Source organism: Stenotrophomonas sp. YJH_SMC_65 (genome assembly GCF_059369475.1).
In genome coordinates this window covers 444705-462666 of the sequence record NZ_JCAFSR010000003.1, presented here as the reverse complement: position 1 = coordinate 462666, position 17962 = coordinate 444705, and the positions used below count along the sequence as shown (strand labels likewise).

Sequence of the window (17962 nt, the reverse complement as noted above, 5' to 3'; positions counted from 1 at the left end):
CTGTCTGTGCAGCGGTGGCGGATGTCCCTCCGTTGCTGCCCATGGTGCCGCTGACCGCTCCCTGCCCTGAGACCTGCCATGCCGGCCGAGGCCGCTCCTGTACGCCGACTCGCTCGCCGCTCACTGCGCGTCCACGCCCTGCTGATCGGCGTTGTGGTGCTGGCCACGCTGCAGGCCGGACTGCTGCTGTCGGCCGGCTCGCAGCTGTTCAACGAAGAGCGCAGCAAGATCGAGTACCACTTCCGCCGCCTGGACGGCACGCTGCGCGAGCAGGAGCGCTTCCTGCGCCAGTGGCGGCTGCATGATGTCGGCACGCATGGGCAGCCGGTGGCCGATGCCAGCGTGGAGCTGCAACGCGGGCCCTTGTTCGCCAACTTTGCGGTGATCGGAAGCGAGGGGGCCAGTCTTTCGCCACCGACTGAACTGGGCGACCGTTTCCTGCGCTTCTACGGCACGTTCTGGTCGGCCTCGCGCTATCCACCGCCGCAATGCCTGCTGGTCGATGGCCAAGGCACGCGCGGGCTGCTGGCACCGGTACAGATCGCCGGTACCGACGCGAGCCAGAACAGCCCGCATCACCTGCGCCCGGCGATCGCCGACATCCACCGGGTGCTGGGTACGCGACCGGCGGTCCAACGTGGTGGCATCGTCTGGGTGGGCGTGCCATGGCGCGACCGGCAGACCTGGCTGCTGGCCATCGCCCACGCCCCGCAGGATGCGCGCCTGTGGGGTGAGGACGACAAGGACTCGCAGGCCGCACTGGCCTGCCTGCTCGATCCTGGCCGTGTCGATGACTATCGCCAGGTGCTGGGTGTCCCGGTGTTCCAGCGGCTGTCGCTGTTCGATGCCAACGGCCAGCGCCTGCTGGGCGATGCAGCCGATGCCAGCGAGGCTGGCACCTCCTGGCAGGCCGGCCTCGCTGGCCTGCAGTTCCGCATGCGCAGCGAGCGCGGCTGGCTGGCGGTCTACCACGTCGGCTGGCGGCAGGTGTTCCAGCACCCGCAGGGGCCACTGCTGGGCGCGACCGTGGTCGCCCTGCTGCTGGCACTGGGCGGCACGCTGGTGCTGCGCGCGTACCGGCGTTCGGTCATCGAGCCGCTGCGCAGCAACCACGCGCGCCTGCTGGAAAGCGAAGCCTTCAGTCGCACGATCCTGGACAACGCGCCGATCGGGCTGTGCCTGCTGCGTCGTACCGATGGCAATGTGCTGCTGGACAACGCCCTCGCCCGCCGCTGGCTGGGCGAGGACTATCATGCCGGCGGCTGGCATGGCCCGTGGCGGCGCAGCGTACTGGCTGCCGGCGGCACCACGCTGGGCGATGGCCTGGCCTACGCCACGCCCGAAGGCCGCCACCTGCTGGTAACGGCGACACCGGCGCGCTATCGCGGTGAGCCGGCGGTGCTGTGCCTGTTCATTGACCTGAGCAGCCAGCATGAAGCCGAACAGGTGCTGCAGCAGGCGCGCCGCGCCGCCGACCAGGCCAACCGCGCGAAGAGCCAGTTCCTGGCCACGATGAGCCATGAGATCCGCACGCCGCTGTACGGTGTGCTCGGCACGCTTGAACTGCTGGGGCTGACGCCACTGGATGCACGGCAGCAGGACTACCTTGCAACGATCCAGCGTTCGTCCTCGACCCTGATGCAGCTGATCAGCGACATCCTGGATGTCAGCAAGGCCGAGGCCGGGCAACTGAGCCTGGAGCCAAGCCCATTCGATCCAGTGCGGCTGACCGAGGACGCGCTCGACTCGTATGCTGCCGCGGCCGCCAACAAGGGGCTGCAGTTCTACGCCTGCATCGATGCCGACGTACCGCCCGGGGTGTGCGGTGATGCCGCGCGGATCCGACAGGTGCTCAACAACCTGATCAGCAACGCACTGAAGTTCACCGACAGCGGGCGCGTGGTGGTCCGTGTTTCGGCACGCTGGCAGGAGCAACGCTGCTGGCTGCAATGGCAGGTGGCCGATACCGGTATCGGCATTGCCAGCGAACACCAGGCGCATCTGTTCGAGCCATTTTTCCAGGCCAACCCGGGCACCGATGCGATGCGCGGCACCGGCCTGGGGCTGGCCATCTGCGCGCATCTTGTGGCGTTGATGGAAGGCCAGCTGCGCGTGGTCAGCGAGAGCGGCCTGGGCAGCAGCTTCAGCGTCGAACTGCCGCTGCCCTCGGCTCCACCGGATCCACAGCAGGCCCCGCCGCCGCAACTACCCGCCGGCCTGCAGGTACAGGTGCGGGGCAGCGTGCGCGAACTGGTGCAATCGCTGTGCGAGCGCCTGCAGCAGCGCGGTGCACAGGCCAGCGTGTACCGGGAGGACAGCGCAGCAGGCCTGCCATCGTCCGCCGTGCTGCTCGAGCTGGTGCTGGACGACCCTCTGCCCGCATGGGCGGGTGGACCGCGCGTGATCGCCTGCCGCGAAGGCGGGGTGCGGCCACGGCAGGTCGATGGCGCCTGGCAGGTCGGCCTGCATCGATTCGACGCGATCGTGCTGGCCCTGGCCGCGGCCAGCGGCCAACCGCTGGCGGCCAGCGCCGAAGGGCGCCTGCCGGCGACGCGCCATTTCGGCCTGCAGGTGCTGGTCGCCGAGGACAACCCGATCAACCAGGCGATCCTGCGCGACCAGCTGGAACAGCTCGGCTGCCGCGCCGTGGTCGCCAGCGATGGCAATGAAGCGCTGGGCTACTGGCAACAAGGGGCGTTCGCGCTGGTGCTGACCGACCTGAACATGCCCGGGCTGGATGGCTACGGCCTGGCCCGTGCCTTGCGGGCACGGGGTGTCAGCGTGCCCATCCACGGCGCCACGGCCAATGCCGACCCGGCCGAACGCCAACGCTGCCAGGAATCGGGCATGCAGGGCGTGCTGGTCAAGCCGATCACGCTGGAAGTCCTGCAGCGCCTGCTGACCCGGATCACCGACGGCGATGCACCGGCCGTCGCGATGCAGGAGCGCCCTGCGTCCACTGCGTCGCACGACAAGGATCCCCCGCTGCAGGTTCCCGCGAAGATGCAGTCGCTGTTCGTACAGACCATGCAGGCCGACCTGGACAGCCTGCGGCAGGCGATCGCCGCTGCCGATCCCGCCAGGGTGGCGCAGGTTCTGCACCGCATCCGCGGCGCGCTGGTGATCGTCGGTGCACCTGCGCTGGTGGACAGCGGCCTGCAGATCGAACAGTGCCTTGCCGGCGGCGATGACCTGGCCACCCAGGCGGCCGCTCTTGCCGGGTTCCAGCGACGCCTCGAGCAGCTGCTGCATCCGTTGCGCGACGCTGCATCCCCCTCCCTTCCCGACGACCCGACCCTGCCATGACCACACGGATCCTCATCGCCGACGACCACCCGATCGTGCTTGCCGGCATCCGCGACGTACTGGCCGGGGAACTGGACCTGGACATCGTGGGCGAAGCGGCCGATCCGGCGACGCTGATCGAGCTGATGACCCGGACCCGGCCACAGGCGGTGATCACCGACTACAGCATGCCGGGAGGCGATCGCTTCGGGGACGGCATCAAGCTGATCTCGTTCCTGCGCCGCAGCTTCCCGGAGACGCGCCTGCTGGTGCTGACGATGGTGTCCAATCCGTCGTTGGTCGCGGCGATGTATGCCGCCGGCGCCGGTGGCGTGGTGCTCAAGAGCCATGGATTGGGCAGCCTGGTACAGGCCCTGCGCGTGGTGCTGGCCGATCGCGTCTACCGCCCCCCGGGACTGCTGCCGGTAGCCGCGAGCGAACCGGCCGATGCGGATGCGGTCCGTGCGCGGCTGTCGCCGCGCGAGCTGGAGGTGATCCGCCTGTTCACCAGTGGCATGAGCGTGGGCGACATCGCACGCCAGCTGCAGCGCAGCGCCAAGACGGTCAGCACGCAGAAGATCAGCGCGATGCGCAAGCTCGGTGTGGACAGCGACCAGGCGCTGATCGAGTACTGCTTGCAGGCCTCGCTGTTCGGCTGAGGCCACTCCCGGCTGAATACCGCCGGCCCTGCGACGGGGCCTGCAACCGCTTTAGGAAACGCCTGATTCCATCGGACAGTGCCGATTTCTAGGCTGGAGACATCCCGCCAAGGTGCGCCTGCCGGCTGTTGCCGCATCGCCGTGGGGGACGGAAGTCCGATGGCGCCTGCAATTGCCGTGGCGTGGGACTTCCGCAGCGACGCGGCCCTGCCGCGTCAGTCCGCGCAGCCTCGCTGCGCCCTGCCACAGGAAGTCCATCAGCATGAACGCCTCCCCCACACGGCACGGCCGTGCGTACGGGCGCGCGCACGGAAAGCGCGTACCCCTCATTCCCAGCCTGTTGGCCACTGCGCTGTGGGCAGCCCTGCCGGCGCATGCCGCAGACCTCACCGGCCCGCTGCTGGTCAACGACGGTGACACCCTGCAGCTGGGTGCCGACGACGTCCTCACCCACAGTGCGGGCAGCTTCGCACTTGCGGTCACCGGTACCGGCAGCAATGCGCTGATCGACGGCAGCCGCATCCACGTGACCGGCAATGGCAGCGGCGTGTCCGCTGCCAATGGTGGCCAGGTGCAGCTGCGCGACGCAACGCTGTCGATCGCACCGGCGACCGGGACGGGCTTCTATGCGCTGTATGCCAATGGTGCCGGCAGCGTGATCGATGCGCGCGATGTCGACATCGATGCCACGCGCAACGGCAGCGGATTCGGCAGCGTGCAGGCCTACAACGGTGGCGTGATCCACTATGCCGGGGGCAGTCTTTCAATGACCGGGACCGGTGGCACGCTGGCCGGTGCATCCGGCAAGGGCAGCGAGCTGCACCTGGCCGATCTGCGGATGAGCGCCGACGGCGGTGCCCGCCTGCGCGCCGACAGTGCCGGCCTGCTGACGATCCGCAACAGCCGCATCACCCTCGCCCCCGGTGGCATCCTTGCCGGCGTGGCGGCCAACGGCGTGGGCAGCCGCGCCGAGCTGTACGACACCTACCTGCAGGGCGGTTGGTTCGATATCGACAGCGGCGGCAGCCTGCTGCTGGAGAACGTGGAAGCCCATTCGGTGGGCGGCAGCATGCGCCTGCTCGGCAGCCGCATCAGCAAGACCTATTCCAGTGCAGTGATCAACGGCGGCAGCTTCTACACCGTCGGTGGCTATGGCGTGAACATCAACAGCTGGGGACAGTTGACCGCAAGCGATGCCGCGTTCGATGTTCGTGATGGCTACTCCGGATTCTGGCTGGCCAGCGATGAGTCGCGCCTGCAGCTGACCGACAGCAGCATCGACACCTGGACCGACACCTACGGTTATGGCGTTGAGATCGCCGGCGGCGTTGCCACCGTGCAGGGTGGCCGGATCACCACGCACGGTGATGCGACCTACGGCGTGCGCGTGACCGGCTCCACCGGCAGTACCGCCAGCCGCATCGAAGCCAACGGCAGCGTGATCGACGTGCGCGGCAACGGCGGCGGTGGCGTGTTCATCGGCGGCTCCACCGCCACCGCGCTGCTCGATACCGTTGCGATCCGCAGCGATGGCGAGAACGTGTTCGGCATCGTGCACATGAACACCGCGCGGTTGACCCAGGCCGACCGCTTGGACATCCGCATGACCGGCAGCAACAGCGGCGGCTACCGCTCCTACCTGACCGCGTTCGGCCCGTACTGGAACCGTGCCACCTTCAATGACAGCCACATCGAGACCGCCAGTGGCCCCGCGTTCTGGCTGCAGGGCAGCAATCACGCACTGACCGTCAATGGCAGCGACGTGACTGCGGGCGACGGCAGTGGCCGCTTGCTGCGGGTCAGCGACACCGTGTTCACCGACGGCAGCAGCGTGGCGACCAGCCGCATCGACTTCAGTGCCGACGCCAGCATGCTGCGCGGTGACGTGGTGGTCGACAGCGCAACGGCTGAGGTGCACATGGTGCTGGGCAACGGCACCACGTTCAGCGGCGCCCTGCGCAACGACTCCGGCTACCAGGTCGCACAGCTGGCGCTGGATGGCAGCAGCCAGTGGAACGTACGCGCCAGTTCCAGCGTCGGCACGCTCGAACACGCCGGCACCATCGCTTTCGATGCGCCGGCGGCCGGCGATTTCAAGACCGTTACCGTCAGCGGCGACTACGTGGGCAACGGTGGCCAGTGGATCTTCAACCGCGCGCTGGGCGACGACACATCGGCAGGCGACCAGCTGGTGATCAACGGCAACAGCAGCGGCACCGCCAGCGTGAGTGTGCGCAATGCCGGCGGCGCCGGTGCACTGACACAGGAGGGGATCCGCCTGATCACCGTGGCTGGCCAGTCGGATGCACAGTTCACTCTGCAGGGACGCGCGGTCGCCGGTGCCTTCGACTACTTCCTGTTCAAGGGTGGCGTGTCGACCCCGGATGATGGCAACTGGTACCTGCGCTCGGAATACGTGCCGCCGGTCGATCCGCCGCAGCCGCCGGATCCCCCGATCGACCCGCCGCAGCCGCCGGATCCGCCGGTCGACCCGCCGCAGCCGCCGGAACCGCCGGTCGACCCACCGTCACCGCCGGAGCCGCCGATCGATCCGCCGTTGCCGCCGGAGCCGCCGATCGATCCGCCGCGCCCGCAGGTGGAACGCCCGGAACCGGCGGCCTACCTGGCCAACCGCAGCGCCGCGCTGGGCATGTTCCGGCACAGCCTGCACGACCGCGCCGGTGATCCCGCCGCCCAGGCCGGCACCCGCGGTGATGCCGTGGCCTGGATGCACCTTCGCAGCGCGCAGCCCGACAGCCACGACCGCAACCGCCAGGTCCAGGTCGATGGGCAGATCAGCAGCGTGCTGGTCGGCGTCGGCCGCCGCTTCGAAGTGGGTGGCACGGGCGAGCTGCAGGCCGGTGCGATGCTCGGCCACGGCCGCGCGCGCAATGACAGCCGCTCGCAGGTGACCGGCTACACCGCGCGTGGCGTGGTCACCGGCACCAGCGTGGGTGCCTATGCTACCTGGCTGCAGGATGCGCACATGCAAGGCGGCGCCTATGTGGATGGTTGGCTGCAATACGGCCGATTCCGCAACAGCGTGCAGGGCGAAGGCCTGCAGAAGGAGCGCTATGACGCCCGCAACTGGAGTGCGTCGGCCGAGGCCGGCTATGTGCTGCCCCTGCGGCGCACCGCGCAGCGCGGCATTTACCTGGAACCGCAGGTGCAGGTGGTGCACAGCCGCTATGACAGCGACCGCGTGGTCGAGGCCAACGGCACGGTAGTCGACGACCGCGGTGGTGGCGAGACCAGCACCCGCCTCGGCCTGCGCCTGTACAGCCGTGGGTTGAGCCCGGCGCAGGGCCAGGTGCACCCGTACGTGGCGGTGAACTGGTGGTCCGGCGGCAATGGTGCGGGCCTGACAATGGACGGCGAGCGCCTGCAGCGGCAGTTGCCGCGTGACATCTACGAAGCCAAGGCCGGCGTGCAGGTGGATCTGTCCGGCGGCTGGCGCGGCTGGGGTGAACTGAGCCGGCAGAGCGGTGGCATGGGCTTCCACGACGTCGGTGCCCAGCTGGGCGTGTCGTACACCTGGTGACGCGGGACGTGCCCGGCAAGGGAATGCCGGGCACTTTTTCCACATGCGGCGTGGAAAGCGATGGGGGTTTGGTGTGGACAAGTGGGTTCGAGCGTTGCGGGGCAGGCGCTTCCGGGCGTGGTGAGTTTTTGTCCACGTCTGCAGTTCTTTTCCAGAACGCGCGTGGAAAGCGGTGGGAACTAGGTGTGGACAAGTAGTTGTGAGCATTGCACCGCAGGCGTTTCGAAGCGTGGTGAAAATTTGTCCACACCGCACCGCCAAGCCTCGTAGAGCCGAGCCCATGCTCGGCTGATGCCAACCTGAGCCGAGCGCAGGCTCGGCTCTACAGAGGCGCGCGGGGTTTTCCACACCCGACGTGGAAAGCGATGGGAGTTTGCTGTGGACAAGTACCGGCGAACGTCACACCGCAAGCGTTTCGCAGCCTGGTGTTTTTTTGTCCATCACCGGAAACGCGAACGCCCCGCACAGGGCGGGGCGTCCGGGGTCGATCCGATGCCGCAGGATCAGACGTTGAAGCGGAAGTGCAGGATGTCGCCTTCCTGCACGCGGTACTCCTTGCCTTCCAGGCGCAGGCGACCGGCTTCCTTGGCGCCGGCTTCGCCCTTGTACTTGATGAAGTCGTCATACGCGATGGTTTCGGCGCGGATGAAGCCCTTCTCGAAGTCGGTGTGGATGACGGCGGCAGCCTGCGGAGCGGTAGCGCCCTTGCGCACGGTCCACGCACGGACTTCCTTCACGCCGGCGGTGAAGTAGGTCTGCAGGCCGAGCAGGCTGTAGGCCGCGTTGATCACGCGGTTCAGGCCCGGCTCGCTCAGGCCCAGGTCCGCCAGGAAGGTATCGCGGTCTTCGTCGTCGAGCTGGGACAGCTCTTCTTCGATCGCGGCCGACACCGGCACCACCTGCGCACCTTCGGCGGCAGCATGCGCACGCACGGCTTCCAGGTGCGGGTTGTTGTCGAAACCGTCTTCCAGCACGTTGGCGATGTACATCACCGGCTTCAGGGTCAGCAGGAACAGGTCGCGCACCAGCGCCTTCTCTTCCTCGTCCAGCCCGGCCGAGCGCCCAGCCTTGCCCTCCGACAGTGCAGCCTGCAACTTGGCCAGCACCGGCTTGCGCGCCGCCGCATCCTTGTCGCCGCCCTTGGCCGCACGCTCGGCACGGTTCAGCGCCTTCTCGACACTGTCCAGGTCGGCCAGCGCCAGTTCGGTGTCGATGGTTTCGATATCCGAGATCGGGTCGACCTTGCCGGCCACGTGCACGATGTCACCGTGCTCGAAGCAGCGCACCACGTGGGTGATCGCATCGACTTCGCGGATGTGCGCCAGGAACTTGTTGCCCAAGCCCTCACCGCTGGCGGCACCGGCGACCAGGCCGGCGATGTCGACGAACTCGACCGCGGTCGGGATGACCTTCTGCGGGTTGATGATGCCCGCCAGCTCGTTCAGGCGCGGATCCGGCACCGGCACGATGCCGACGTTCGGTTCGATGGTGCAGAACGGGAAGTTCGCCGCGGCGATGCCCGCCTTGGTCAGCGCATTGAACAGGGTCGACTTGCCGACGTTGGGCAGGCCGACGATGCCGCATTTGATACCCATGGGTTGAATCCGGGTTTGAGTGTAAGTGGATGATTCGGGATTCAAGGCTCGCCTGCGGGCATGCCCTCAATCCCCAATCGTCCTTCCAGTAGCCCGCGCTAGAACGCGGCGTACAACCTGTGACGTTCTGCGTACGCTTTCAGCAGTTCTTCAAGCTGGCCGCCGTCGACCAGTGCATAGAATCGCCCATCCAGCGCATCAAGTGCTGTTTCGACTTCATCGTCGAGATACCCGTCGGCACGATAGATCTGCAGGCGTCTCTGCGCATGATGATCTTCCATGGCCTCATTGCCAAACAGTAGCTGCTGGGCCGCGAGCACGATGTCTCGCACGTCAAGCTGCTGCATCTCCCCAAGCCCTGCAAGCGCTTCCGCGATGTAGCCGCCAGCAGAATTTTGGAAATAGGCATCAAGCCCTCCACGATAGACATCATTGATGAGCGCGTTGATCGCAAAGTAGCGCTGATCCTGCACTGACAATCCGGAAAATCCACAACCGTTCCCGTGGACTTGTTCGATCAACCAATGCCAATGCCGCCCCTCTGCTGATTCCTCGAAGCGCTTGCGCTCCTCGCGAACCTCCCGATCTCGCGTCTTCGCCATTTCCATGCTTTGCCGCGTGCCATTCCGGCACGGCATGCAGAGCCCATCGTTCCGGGCCGCCGTCGCCAGCAGGATCATGGCGCCACACACGGTGCAGGGAGTACGCGGGTCGGTCATGGTCAGCGCGGGGTGTGCAGCCGCTTCATCGCTTCGTTGAAATCGCCCTGCACCGCCAGCGGCAGCACGTCGATCGCATCGTCGATGGCGCGCGCGATCAGCACGTCATCCTCCTTGGACGGGCGCCCCAGCACCCAACCCACCACGCGGTCCTTGTGGCCGGGATGGCCGATGCCCACGCGCAGGCGGTGGAATTTGCCATGACCCAGCAGGCGCATGGTGTCGCGCAGGCCGTTCTGGCCGCCGTGGCCACCGTCGAACTTAAGCCGCGCCGCACCGGGCGGCAGGTCCAGCTCGTCGTGGGCCAGCAGGGTTTCCTCCGGCTCGATCTTCCAGAACCGCTGCGCGGCGGTGACCGACTTGCCGCTGAGGTTCATGAAGGTGGCGGGCTTGAGCAGCCACACCGTCTGCCCGGCGATCTCGACCTTGGCGGTCTCGCCGAACAACTTGCTGTCCACATTCCATCGCGCACCGGCTTTTTCCGCCAGGGCCTCAACGAAATGAAACCCGGCATTGTGCCGGGTCCGGGCGTGTTCCGATCCGGGATTGCCCAGACCGACGATCAGTCGCAGTCCTGCCATGGTTCCTTCCAGTACGGTGCCTGCCCGGAGGCAGGCACCGTAACGGTATTACTCGGCGGCAGCCGCTTCTTCGTCAGCCTCGTCGGCCTTGCCGGCCTTGGCGGTGACGATGGCGTCGTCGTGGTCCTTGCCCAGCGCCAGCGCCGGGATTTCCACGCCCTTCGGCAGCTTGATGTTGGACAGGTACACGACGTCACCGGCCTTCAGCTCGCCCAGGTCGACTTCGATCGACTCCGGCAGGTCCTTCGGCAGGCAGGTGATGGTCACTTCCTTCAGTTCGTGGGTGACCACGACGTCGGCAGCCTTGCCGGCCGGCGAGGTGTCTTCGTTGACGAAGTGCAGCGGGACCGAAGCGGTCAGGGCTTCGTTCTCGTTCACGCGCTGGAAGTCCAGGTGCATGATCAGCTGCTTGTACGGGTGGCGCTGCATGTCACGCAGCAGGACCTTCTGCACCTGGCCATCCAGGTTCAGGTCCAGGATCGAGGCATAGAACCACTCGTTCTGCTGGGCCAGCCAGATTTCGTTGTGGTCCAGGCTGATGGCGACCGGCTCGGCGTTGCCGCCGTACACGATGGCCGGGATCACACCAGCGTGACGCAGGCGGCGGCTCGCACCCTTACGCTGCAGTTCACGCTTGGTGACCTTGATTTCATGGGTCTTCGACATTTTCGACTACTCAGGTTGTTGCCGCGCCCTGCGGCGTGGCGGTTGAAGATGCTTCCGCGACCAGAAGCATCCGGGTATGTCCCCGCCGTTGCCGGCAGGGACGAAAACTCAGTCGACGTACAGCGAGCTGACCGACTCGCCGAAGGCGATGCGGCGCATCGTTTCGGCCAGCATTTCCGCCACGCTCAGCTGGCGGATCTTGCTGCACACCCGCGCTGCGTCCTTCAGCGGGATGGTGTCGGTCACCACCAGCTCGTCGAGCTGGGAATTGGTGATGTTGTCCACCGCCGGGCCCGACAGCACCGCGTGGGTGCAGTAGGCGGCGACCTTGAGCGCACCGCGCGCCTTCAGGGCAGCGGCAGCGGCGCACAGGGTGCCGGCGGTATCGACGATGTCATCGACCATCACGCAGGTCTTGCCTTCGACGTCACCGATGATGTTCATCACGGTGGAGACGTTGGCGCGCGGGCGGCGCTTGTCGATGATCGCCAGGTCGGCGTCATCCAGGCGCTTGGCCACCGCACGGGCGCGGACCACGCCGCCCACGTCCGGCGAGACAACAATCAGGTTCTCGGTGCCGTAGGCGCGCCAGATGTCGGCCAGCAGCAGCGGGGACGCATACACGTTGTCCACCGGAATATCGAAGAAGCCCTGGATCTGGTCGGCGTGCAGGTCGACGGTCAGCACGCGATCAGCGCCAGCGGTGCTGAACATCTTGGCCGCCAGCTTGGCGGTGATCGGCACGCGCGAGGAACGCATGCGGCGGTCCTGGCGCGAGTAGCCGAAGTACGGCACCACGGCGGTCACGCTGGCCACCGATGCGCGCTTGAGCGCGTCGATCAGCACCAGCAGTTCCATCAGGTTTTCCGCGCTCGGCGCGCAGGTCGGCTGGATCACGAACACGTCCTGCTTGCGGACGTTCTCTTCGATTTCCACCTGCACTTCACCATCGGAGAAGTGCGACACCAACGCCTTGCCCGGGCGGACCCCCAGTTCCTTGCAGATGTTCTGCGCCAGACGTTTGTTGGCGTTGCCGGAAAAGACCAGCAGGTTCGGGGACTCTTGCATCATGATTGTCTCGGGCGGGGACGAGTGGCGGGGATCCGGAGTCGGCAAGGACCCCGATGGACCCTTGCTGCTGACAACACCGCGGTTGTTTCCACGTCCCGCGCGGGCGATGCGCTGGAAGGCGCGGACACAGCCGCTATTGGCAGGGGCGGTAGGATTCGAACCTACGAATGCCAGGATCAAAACCTGGTGCCTTGGGCCTCTTGGCGACGCCCCTGCATTGATAAATCAGTGTTGCTCGAGTGCATCCAGCAGTGGCGAACGCGCAACGCCCGCTGCCACCCTTGCCCGCAACTCCTTCGGCAACTTCGACCGCCCCTGCTCTGCAGCAGCCTGCGATGCGAACTCGACGAAACAACCACTTCCCGAACCGGTCAGCCGCGCCGCGCCGATGTCGCTCAACGCGGCAAGCGCTGCCTCGACGGCAGGCTCACGGCGGCGCAGCACCGGTTCGAACGCGTTCCCGACCAGGGTCCCGGAAGCGAAGTCCTCTATTTTCGCCACTGGGCTGTCGCGCGTCAAATCCGGGTCTGCAAACAGGACCGGCGTAGGAACATGAACACCCGGTTCAACCACCACATACCAGGCCGGCGCCAGCGTGATCGGCTGCAGGCGCTCGCCCACCCCTTCGGCCCAGGCGTTGTGGCCACGCACGAACACCGGCACGTCGGCGCCCAGGCGCAGGGCCAGCGCGGCCAGGGCATCCTCGTCCAGGCCGGCGCGCCAGAGCCGATTCAGCGCCACCAGCACGGTGGCCGCGTCGGACGAACCGCCGCCGAAGCCACCACCGGCAGGAACGTGCTTTTCGACGATGATGTCAGCACCTTGCGCGCCCTTCGCCTCATCCTGGAGCAGGCGCGCGGCCCGCACCGCCAGGTCATCGGCCTCGGCCACGCCGGCCAGGCCCTCGCCCTGCCGACGCACCTGACCGTCTTCACGCAGGCGCAGGCCGATGCGGTCCCCCCAGTCCAGCAGGCGGAATACGGTCTGCAGCTCGTGGTAGCCGTCGGCCCGGCGGCCAGTGATGTGCAGGAACAGGTTCAGCTTGGCCGGGGCCGGCCACCAGGACCAGCCCGCGTCGTCGCGCCCGGCGCTCATGGCGTGCCCTGCCCCCACTGGTCCACCAGCAGGCGCACCTTGGCGTCGCCATTGCTGGCCTCGATCCGTCGCGGCAGCGCCGGTCGTCCGGCGTCGGCCGGGTACCAGTCCAGGAACTGCACCTGCCAGCCCATCTGCTGCATGCGGCGCGGCCGGCCTTCACCGTCGCGCTCGACCTTTTCCGGACCGGCAGCATCCCCGGCCACCAGGCCGCGGATCCACTCCGGCAGCTGATTGACCGGGATGTCCCAGCCAGTCGCTTCCAGCAGCAGCTGCTGGGCGTCCTCGCCATCGCGCGGACCGCCGGACAGCCCTTCCAGGCGACCGGCTTCGGAATGGGTGTCGCCGGTCAGCTTCCAGCTCTGCCGGGTCACCGGCGCGCTCAGTTCGACCACGTAGCGGCGGCCGTCCTGCTTCCAGTCGATGCGACCGCTGCCGCCGTCCTTGCCCTTGCTGACCGCCACCCGCCCCTGGAAGGCCCAGTCCGGCTGTGCCTGCAGCGCGGCCACGCGCGCTGCCTCGGCCTGCGCCGCTTCAGCCGAAACAATCTCGACCACCGCTGGCGCCGGGGTCTTCTGCGTGCCGACACTGGTACAGGCGCTCACCGCCAGGGTCACGGTCGCCAACAGCAGCGGCCGGATCAGGAAACCACTCATGGATTGAATTTCTCACGGGCGCGCAGCAGCGCGCGGTTTTCAGGGTCGAGCTTGGCCGCTTCGTCGAAGAAGTGGCGGGCCTCGTCATGCTTGCCCAGCACCCACAGCACTTCGCCGACGTGGGAAGCGATCTCCGGGTCCTTGGCCAGGGTCCAGGCCCGGCGCAGCTGTACCAGTGCCTCTTCCTTGCGGCCCAGGCGATACAGCACCCAGCCATAGCTGTCGACGATGGCGGCGTTGTCCGGCTCGGCCACGCGGGCGCGGTCGATCAGCTCCAGCGCTTCCTGCAGGCGGCCGGTGCGATCGGCCAGGGTGTAGCCCAGCGCGTTCAGCGCCGGCACGTTTTCCGGGTCGGTCACCAGGATCTTGCGCAGGTCGGCCTCGGCGCGCGGGATGTCGTCGCGGCGCTCCCAGGTGAGCGCACGTGCGTACAGCAGGCCGTTGTCGTCCGGGTAGGCGGCCAGGCCGCGGGCCAGCGCATCCAGTTCACCGGCGCTGTCGTCACCACGCTGGCGCAGTTCAGCTTCCAGCAGGTAGGCGTCACGGCGCACATCGTCGTCGACCACCGCGTCGGACTGGATCGCGTGCACTTCCTCCAGCGCCAGCGGCAGGCGCCCGGCCAGGGCCTGGGCATTGGCCGCGCGCAGGCGCGCTTCGCTCAGCTCATCGCCACCGGGCACGCTGTGGTACCACTGCACCGCCTCGGGGTAACGCTTCAGGTATTCGGCGATCTTGCCCAGCAACAGGCGCTGCGCCGGATCCGGCTTGGCCGCCTGCCGCGACAGCTCGTTGTAGAGGTTGGACAGCGCCGCCTTGTCGCCCTGCTTGGCCAGCAGCGAGGCGCGCATGCCCCAGGTCTGTACGTCCTGCGGGCCGAACGCCAACACGCGCTCGGCCGCAGCCGGCTGGCCCAGGCTGTCGTAGGCGATGGCCACCGCATTGCGCAGCTCGGGGTCCTGGCGGGTCTTCGGCTCGACGTCGTGCAGCAGCGACAATGCCTTGTCGGTCTCGCCCGCCTGCTGCAGCTGGCTGGCACGCAGCAACGCTACGCGCGGCTCTTCCGGGAAGCGCTTGACCACTTCATCGATCATGCGCCGCGCCAACTCGGGCTTGTCCATGCGGAGGGCCAGGCGACCGAACTCCTGCCAGGCCTCGATCTTCGGCGGAATCGCATTGGCATCGACCAGCTCGCCGAGCACCTGCGCCGGCACCGCCGGGTCGCGGCCACCGCCGATCAGCGCGGCCAGGGCGAACTTCCAGCCGCGCTCGTCGGGGTCGGCCAGCAGCGCCTGCAGCTCGGTGCGGGCAGCCTTCACATCGCCCTGGCGCATGGCCAGCGCACCGGCGGCGCTGCGCATGGTCAACGAGCGCGGGGCGCGCTGCTGCCACAGGGCCAGGCCCTTGGCGGCGCTGGCATCATCGTTGGCCAGCATGGAGATACGGGTCGCGCGCTCGGCCAGGCCGGCGTCGCCGTCGGTCTGCTGCGCGGCCTGCAGGTACCAGCGCGCGGCCTCGGCCAGCTTGCCGGCCTGCAGGGCGAACTCACCGGCCATCACCGGTTCCAGCGCCAGTTCCTCAGTGGCCGCGGCCCGCACGGGGGCCTTGGCCGGCACCGCCGCCAGGGCCTGGGTGCAGGCCAGGGACAGCAGCAGAACACTGGGGATGCGAATCAATGCGGGCATCGTCGGCATCGGGGCCTTAAAATGTCGTCCAATGGCCAGCAGCTTATCGCAAGCAACTGAACAATGACCCTGTGGGTGCTCGGACTGAATCACCAGACCGCACCGGTGGAGCTGCGCGAGCGCGCGGCCTTCGCCGGTGAGGCGTTGCCGCGTGCGCTGGGCTCGCTGCGCGATACCCCGCAGATCGCCGAGGCAGTGCTGCTGTCCACCTGCAACCGCACCGAACTGTATGCCGTGGCCGAGTCGGCACAGGCGCTGGACCAGTGGCTGCACAGCCAGGCAGGCGACCTGCAGGGCTACCTGTACCAGCATGCCGATGCCGAGGCCGTGCGCCACCTGTTCCGGGTCGCCACCGGGCTGGACTCGATGGTGCTGGGCGAACCGCAGATCCTCGGCCAGGTAAAGGATGCCTGGTCGACCGCGCGTGACCACGGCCTGCTCGGCCAGCGCCTGGACCGCCTGTTCCAGCAGACCTTCTCGGTAGCCAAGCGTGCGCGCACCGATACCCAGGTCGGCGCCAACCCGGTGTCGGTGGCCTCGGCGGCGGTGCGCCTGGCGCAGAACGCCTTCGCGCGCCTGGATGACTCCACCGTGCTGCTGGTCGGTGCCGGCGAGACCATCGAGCTGGCTGCACGCCACCTGAGTGAGGGCAAGGTGCGGCGGCTGCTGATCGCCAACCGCACCCTTGCTCACGCGCAGGAACTGGCCAGCCGCCATGGCGGCGTGGCCCTGCCGCTGACCGAACTGGACCGCCACCTCGGCGAGGCCGACATCGTGTTCTCGGCCACCGCCGCGCGCGAACCTGTGATCCATCGCGAGATGGTGGCCAAGGCACTGCGCGCGCGCCGGCACAAGCCGATGCTGCTGTTCGACCTGGCCGTGCCGCGCGACATCGAAGCCGAGGTCGGCACGCTCAACGACGCCTTCCTCTACACCGTCGATGACCTGGAACGCGCGGTGGAAGACAACCGTCGTGGCCGCCGCGAGGCCGCCGCCGAGGCCGAGGCGATCATCGACCTGCAGGTGTCGCGTTTCATCGAGACCCAGCAGGCCAGCGCCCACCAGGCACCGCTGCGGCAGCTGCGTGCGTTCGGCGAAGCGACCCGCGCCGAACTGCTGGAGCGCGCACGGCAGCAGCTGGCCAACGGCAAGCCCGCCGACGAAGTGCTGGAACTGCTGGCCCATGGCCTGACCAACCGCCTGCTGCATCCGCCGACCGCCGCTCTGCGCGCGGCCGCGCTGAGTGGCGATGCCGACCTGACCCGCGCCGCCGAGCGCCTGTTCCCGGCCACGCCGGGTTACCGCCACCCACCCGTGAGACCCGATGACGCCGACCCTGCGCCGTAAGCTGGAAGCGCTGGCCGAGCGCCGCGAAGAACTGGAACGCCTGCTCGCCGAACCCGATGTGGTCGCCGACAACACCCGTTTCCGCGACCTTTCGCGCGAATTCGCCCAACTTGAACCGGTCGCTGCCGCGCTCGCCGAGGAAGCCCGTGCCAAGGCCGACCTGGCCGCCGCCGAAGGCATGCGCGCCGACCCCGACCTGCGTGAACTGGCAGACGAGGAAATCGCTGCGGCGCAGGCGCGCCTGCAGGAACTGGAACAAGAACTGGCCCTGCTGCTGGTACCACGCGATCCGCGCGACGAAGGCAACCTGTTCCTGGAAGTACGCGCCGGCACCGGCGGCGATGAAGCCGCGATCTTCGCCGGCGATCTGTTCCGCATGTACGCCCGCTATGCCGAGCGCCAGGGCTGGAAGGTCGAGATCGAATCGGACAATCCCGGTGAGCATGGCGGCTACAAGGAAGTGGTGGCGCGCGTGGTCGGCCGTGGTGCGTTCTCGCGCCTGAAGTTCGAATCGGGCACGCATCGCGTGCAGCGCGTGCCGGCCACCGAATCGCAGGGCCGCATCCACACCTCGGCGGCCACCGTGGCGATCATTCCCGAGGCCGACGAGGTCGATGACATCGTCATCAACCCGGCCGACCTGAAGGTGGATACGTTCCGCTCGTCCGGTGCCGGCGGCCAGCACGTCAACAAGACCGAATCGGCCATCCGCATCACCCACGTGCCGACCGGCGTAGTGGTGGAGTGCCAGACCGAGCGCAGCCAGCACGCCAACCGCGACAAGGCGATGAAGCGCCTGAAGGCGCAGCTGCTCGATGCCGAGCGCCAGCGCCAGGACGCCGCGCAGGCCGAATCGCGGCGCCTGCAGGTCGGCAGCGGCGACCGCAGCCAGCGCATCCGCACCTACAACTTCCCGCAAGGCCGGATCACCGACCACCGCGTGGAAGGCCTGACCCTGTACGACCTGCCCAACATCCTCGCCGGCGACCTCGACCCGCTGCTGCAGCGGCTCAGCCACGAACACCAGGTCGATGCCCTGGCCCAGCTGTCGGCGGGCTGAGCACG

13 protein-coding genes and 1 tRNA gene are annotated in these 17962 nt (G+C 67.9%); 5 read left to right on the top strand and 9 right to left on the bottom strand.

Going from position 1 to position 17962, the window contains the following annotated elements; translation table 11 throughout:
• Positions 1-78: 78 nt before the first annotated feature.
• The 3 genes from AC5P7A_RS08050 (at position 79) to AC5P7A_RS08040 (ending at position 7485) form a co-directional block, all read left to right on the top strand.
• Entirely contained in the window at positions 79-3306 is a 3228-nt protein-coding gene (locus tag AC5P7A_RS08050) for a hybrid sensor histidine kinase/response regulator (RefSeq protein WP_197621250.1), read from the top strand.
• Positions 3303-3944 (top strand): response regulator, encoded by a 642-nt coding sequence (locus tag AC5P7A_RS08045; protein ID WP_014036089.1) that lies wholly within the window; start codon positions 3303-3305, stop codon positions 3942-3944. Before AC5P7A_RS08050 ends, AC5P7A_RS08045 begins: the two co-directional genes overlap by 4 nt.
• Before the next feature lie 262 nt (positions 3945-4206).
• Positions 4207-7485 carry an autotransporter family protein gene (locus AC5P7A_RS08040; RefSeq protein WP_495220018.1) on the top strand — a complete coding sequence of 1093 codons (3279 nt, stop codon included), beginning with the start codon at positions 4207-4209 and terminating at the stop codon, positions 7483-7485.
• 503 nt (positions 7486-7988) lie between these two features.
• Here the strand turns inward: AC5P7A_RS08040 and ychF are convergent.
• From ychF to AC5P7A_RS07995, 9 genes are all read right to left on the bottom strand, one after another.
• Positions 7989-9080 carry a redox-regulated ATPase YchF gene (gene ychF, locus AC5P7A_RS08035; RefSeq protein WP_014646036.1) on the bottom strand — a complete coding sequence of 364 codons (1092 nt, stop codon included), beginning with the start codon at positions 9078-9080 and terminating at the stop codon, positions 7989-7991.
• 98 nt (positions 9081-9178) lie between these two features.
• Positions 9179-9760 (bottom strand): DMP19 family protein, encoded by a 582-nt coding sequence (locus AC5P7A_RS08030; RefSeq protein ID WP_232017547.1) that lies wholly within the window; start codon positions 9758-9760, stop codon positions 9179-9181.
• 41 nt (positions 9761-9801) lie between these two features.
• Positions 9802-10380, bottom strand: coding sequence for an aminoacyl-tRNA hydrolase (gene pth, locus AC5P7A_RS08025; protein WP_126411761.1), 579 nt, complete (start codon positions 10378-10380; stop codon positions 9802-9804).
• Between the two features lie 48 nt (positions 10381-10428).
• Entirely contained in the window at positions 10429-11046 is a 618-nt protein-coding gene (locus AC5P7A_RS08020) for a 50S ribosomal protein L25/general stress protein Ctc (RefSeq protein ID WP_010481743.1), read from the bottom strand.
• A gap of 108 nt (positions 11047-11154) precedes the next feature.
• The gene (locus AC5P7A_RS08015) at positions 11155-12114 is read right to left on the bottom strand and encodes a ribose-phosphate diphosphokinase (RefSeq protein ID WP_005415400.1); all 960 of its coding nucleotides are present in this window, start codon (positions 12112-12114) and stop codon (positions 11155-11157) included.
• 140 nt (positions 12115-12254) lie between these two features.
• Positions 12255-12331 (bottom strand) — tRNA-Gln (locus AC5P7A_RS08010).
• Positions 12332-12342: 11 nt separating this feature from the next.
• Positions 12343-13212: a 4-(cytidine 5'-diphospho)-2-C-methyl-D-erythritol kinase gene (gene ispE / locus AC5P7A_RS08005; protein WP_495220017.1), complete on the bottom strand. Its 870-nt coding sequence runs from the start codon at positions 13210-13212 to the stop codon at positions 12343-12345.
• Positions 13209-13868, bottom strand: a complete 660-nt coding sequence (gene lolB, locus AC5P7A_RS08000) for a lipoprotein insertase outer membrane protein LolB (RefSeq protein ID WP_495220016.1) — start codon at positions 13866-13868, stop codon at positions 13209-13211. The genes ispE and lolB overlap by 4 nt, the downstream gene beginning before the upstream one ends.
• On the bottom strand, positions 13865-15550 hold the full coding sequence (locus AC5P7A_RS07995) for a tetratricopeptide repeat protein (RefSeq protein ID WP_172601383.1): 1686 nt from the start codon (positions 15548-15550) through the stop codon (positions 13865-13867). Before AC5P7A_RS07995 ends, lolB begins: the two co-directional genes overlap by 4 nt.
• Before the next feature lie 63 nt (positions 15551-15613).
• On the opposite strand from AC5P7A_RS07995, the gene hemA reads away from it, so the two are divergent.
• Both hemA and prfA read left to right on the top strand, forming a co-directional pair.
• On the top strand, positions 15614-16897 hold the full coding sequence (hemA, locus tag AC5P7A_RS07990) for a glutamyl-tRNA reductase (protein ID WP_014646031.1): 1284 nt from the start codon (positions 15614-15616) through the stop codon (positions 16895-16897).
• Positions 16875-17957 carry a peptide chain release factor 1 gene (prfA, locus tag AC5P7A_RS07985; RefSeq protein ID WP_014646030.1) on the top strand — a complete coding sequence of 361 codons (1083 nt, stop codon included), beginning with the start codon at positions 16875-16877 and terminating at the stop codon, positions 17955-17957. Before hemA ends, prfA begins: the two co-directional genes overlap by 23 nt.
• Positions 17958-17962: the final 5 nt, after the last annotated feature.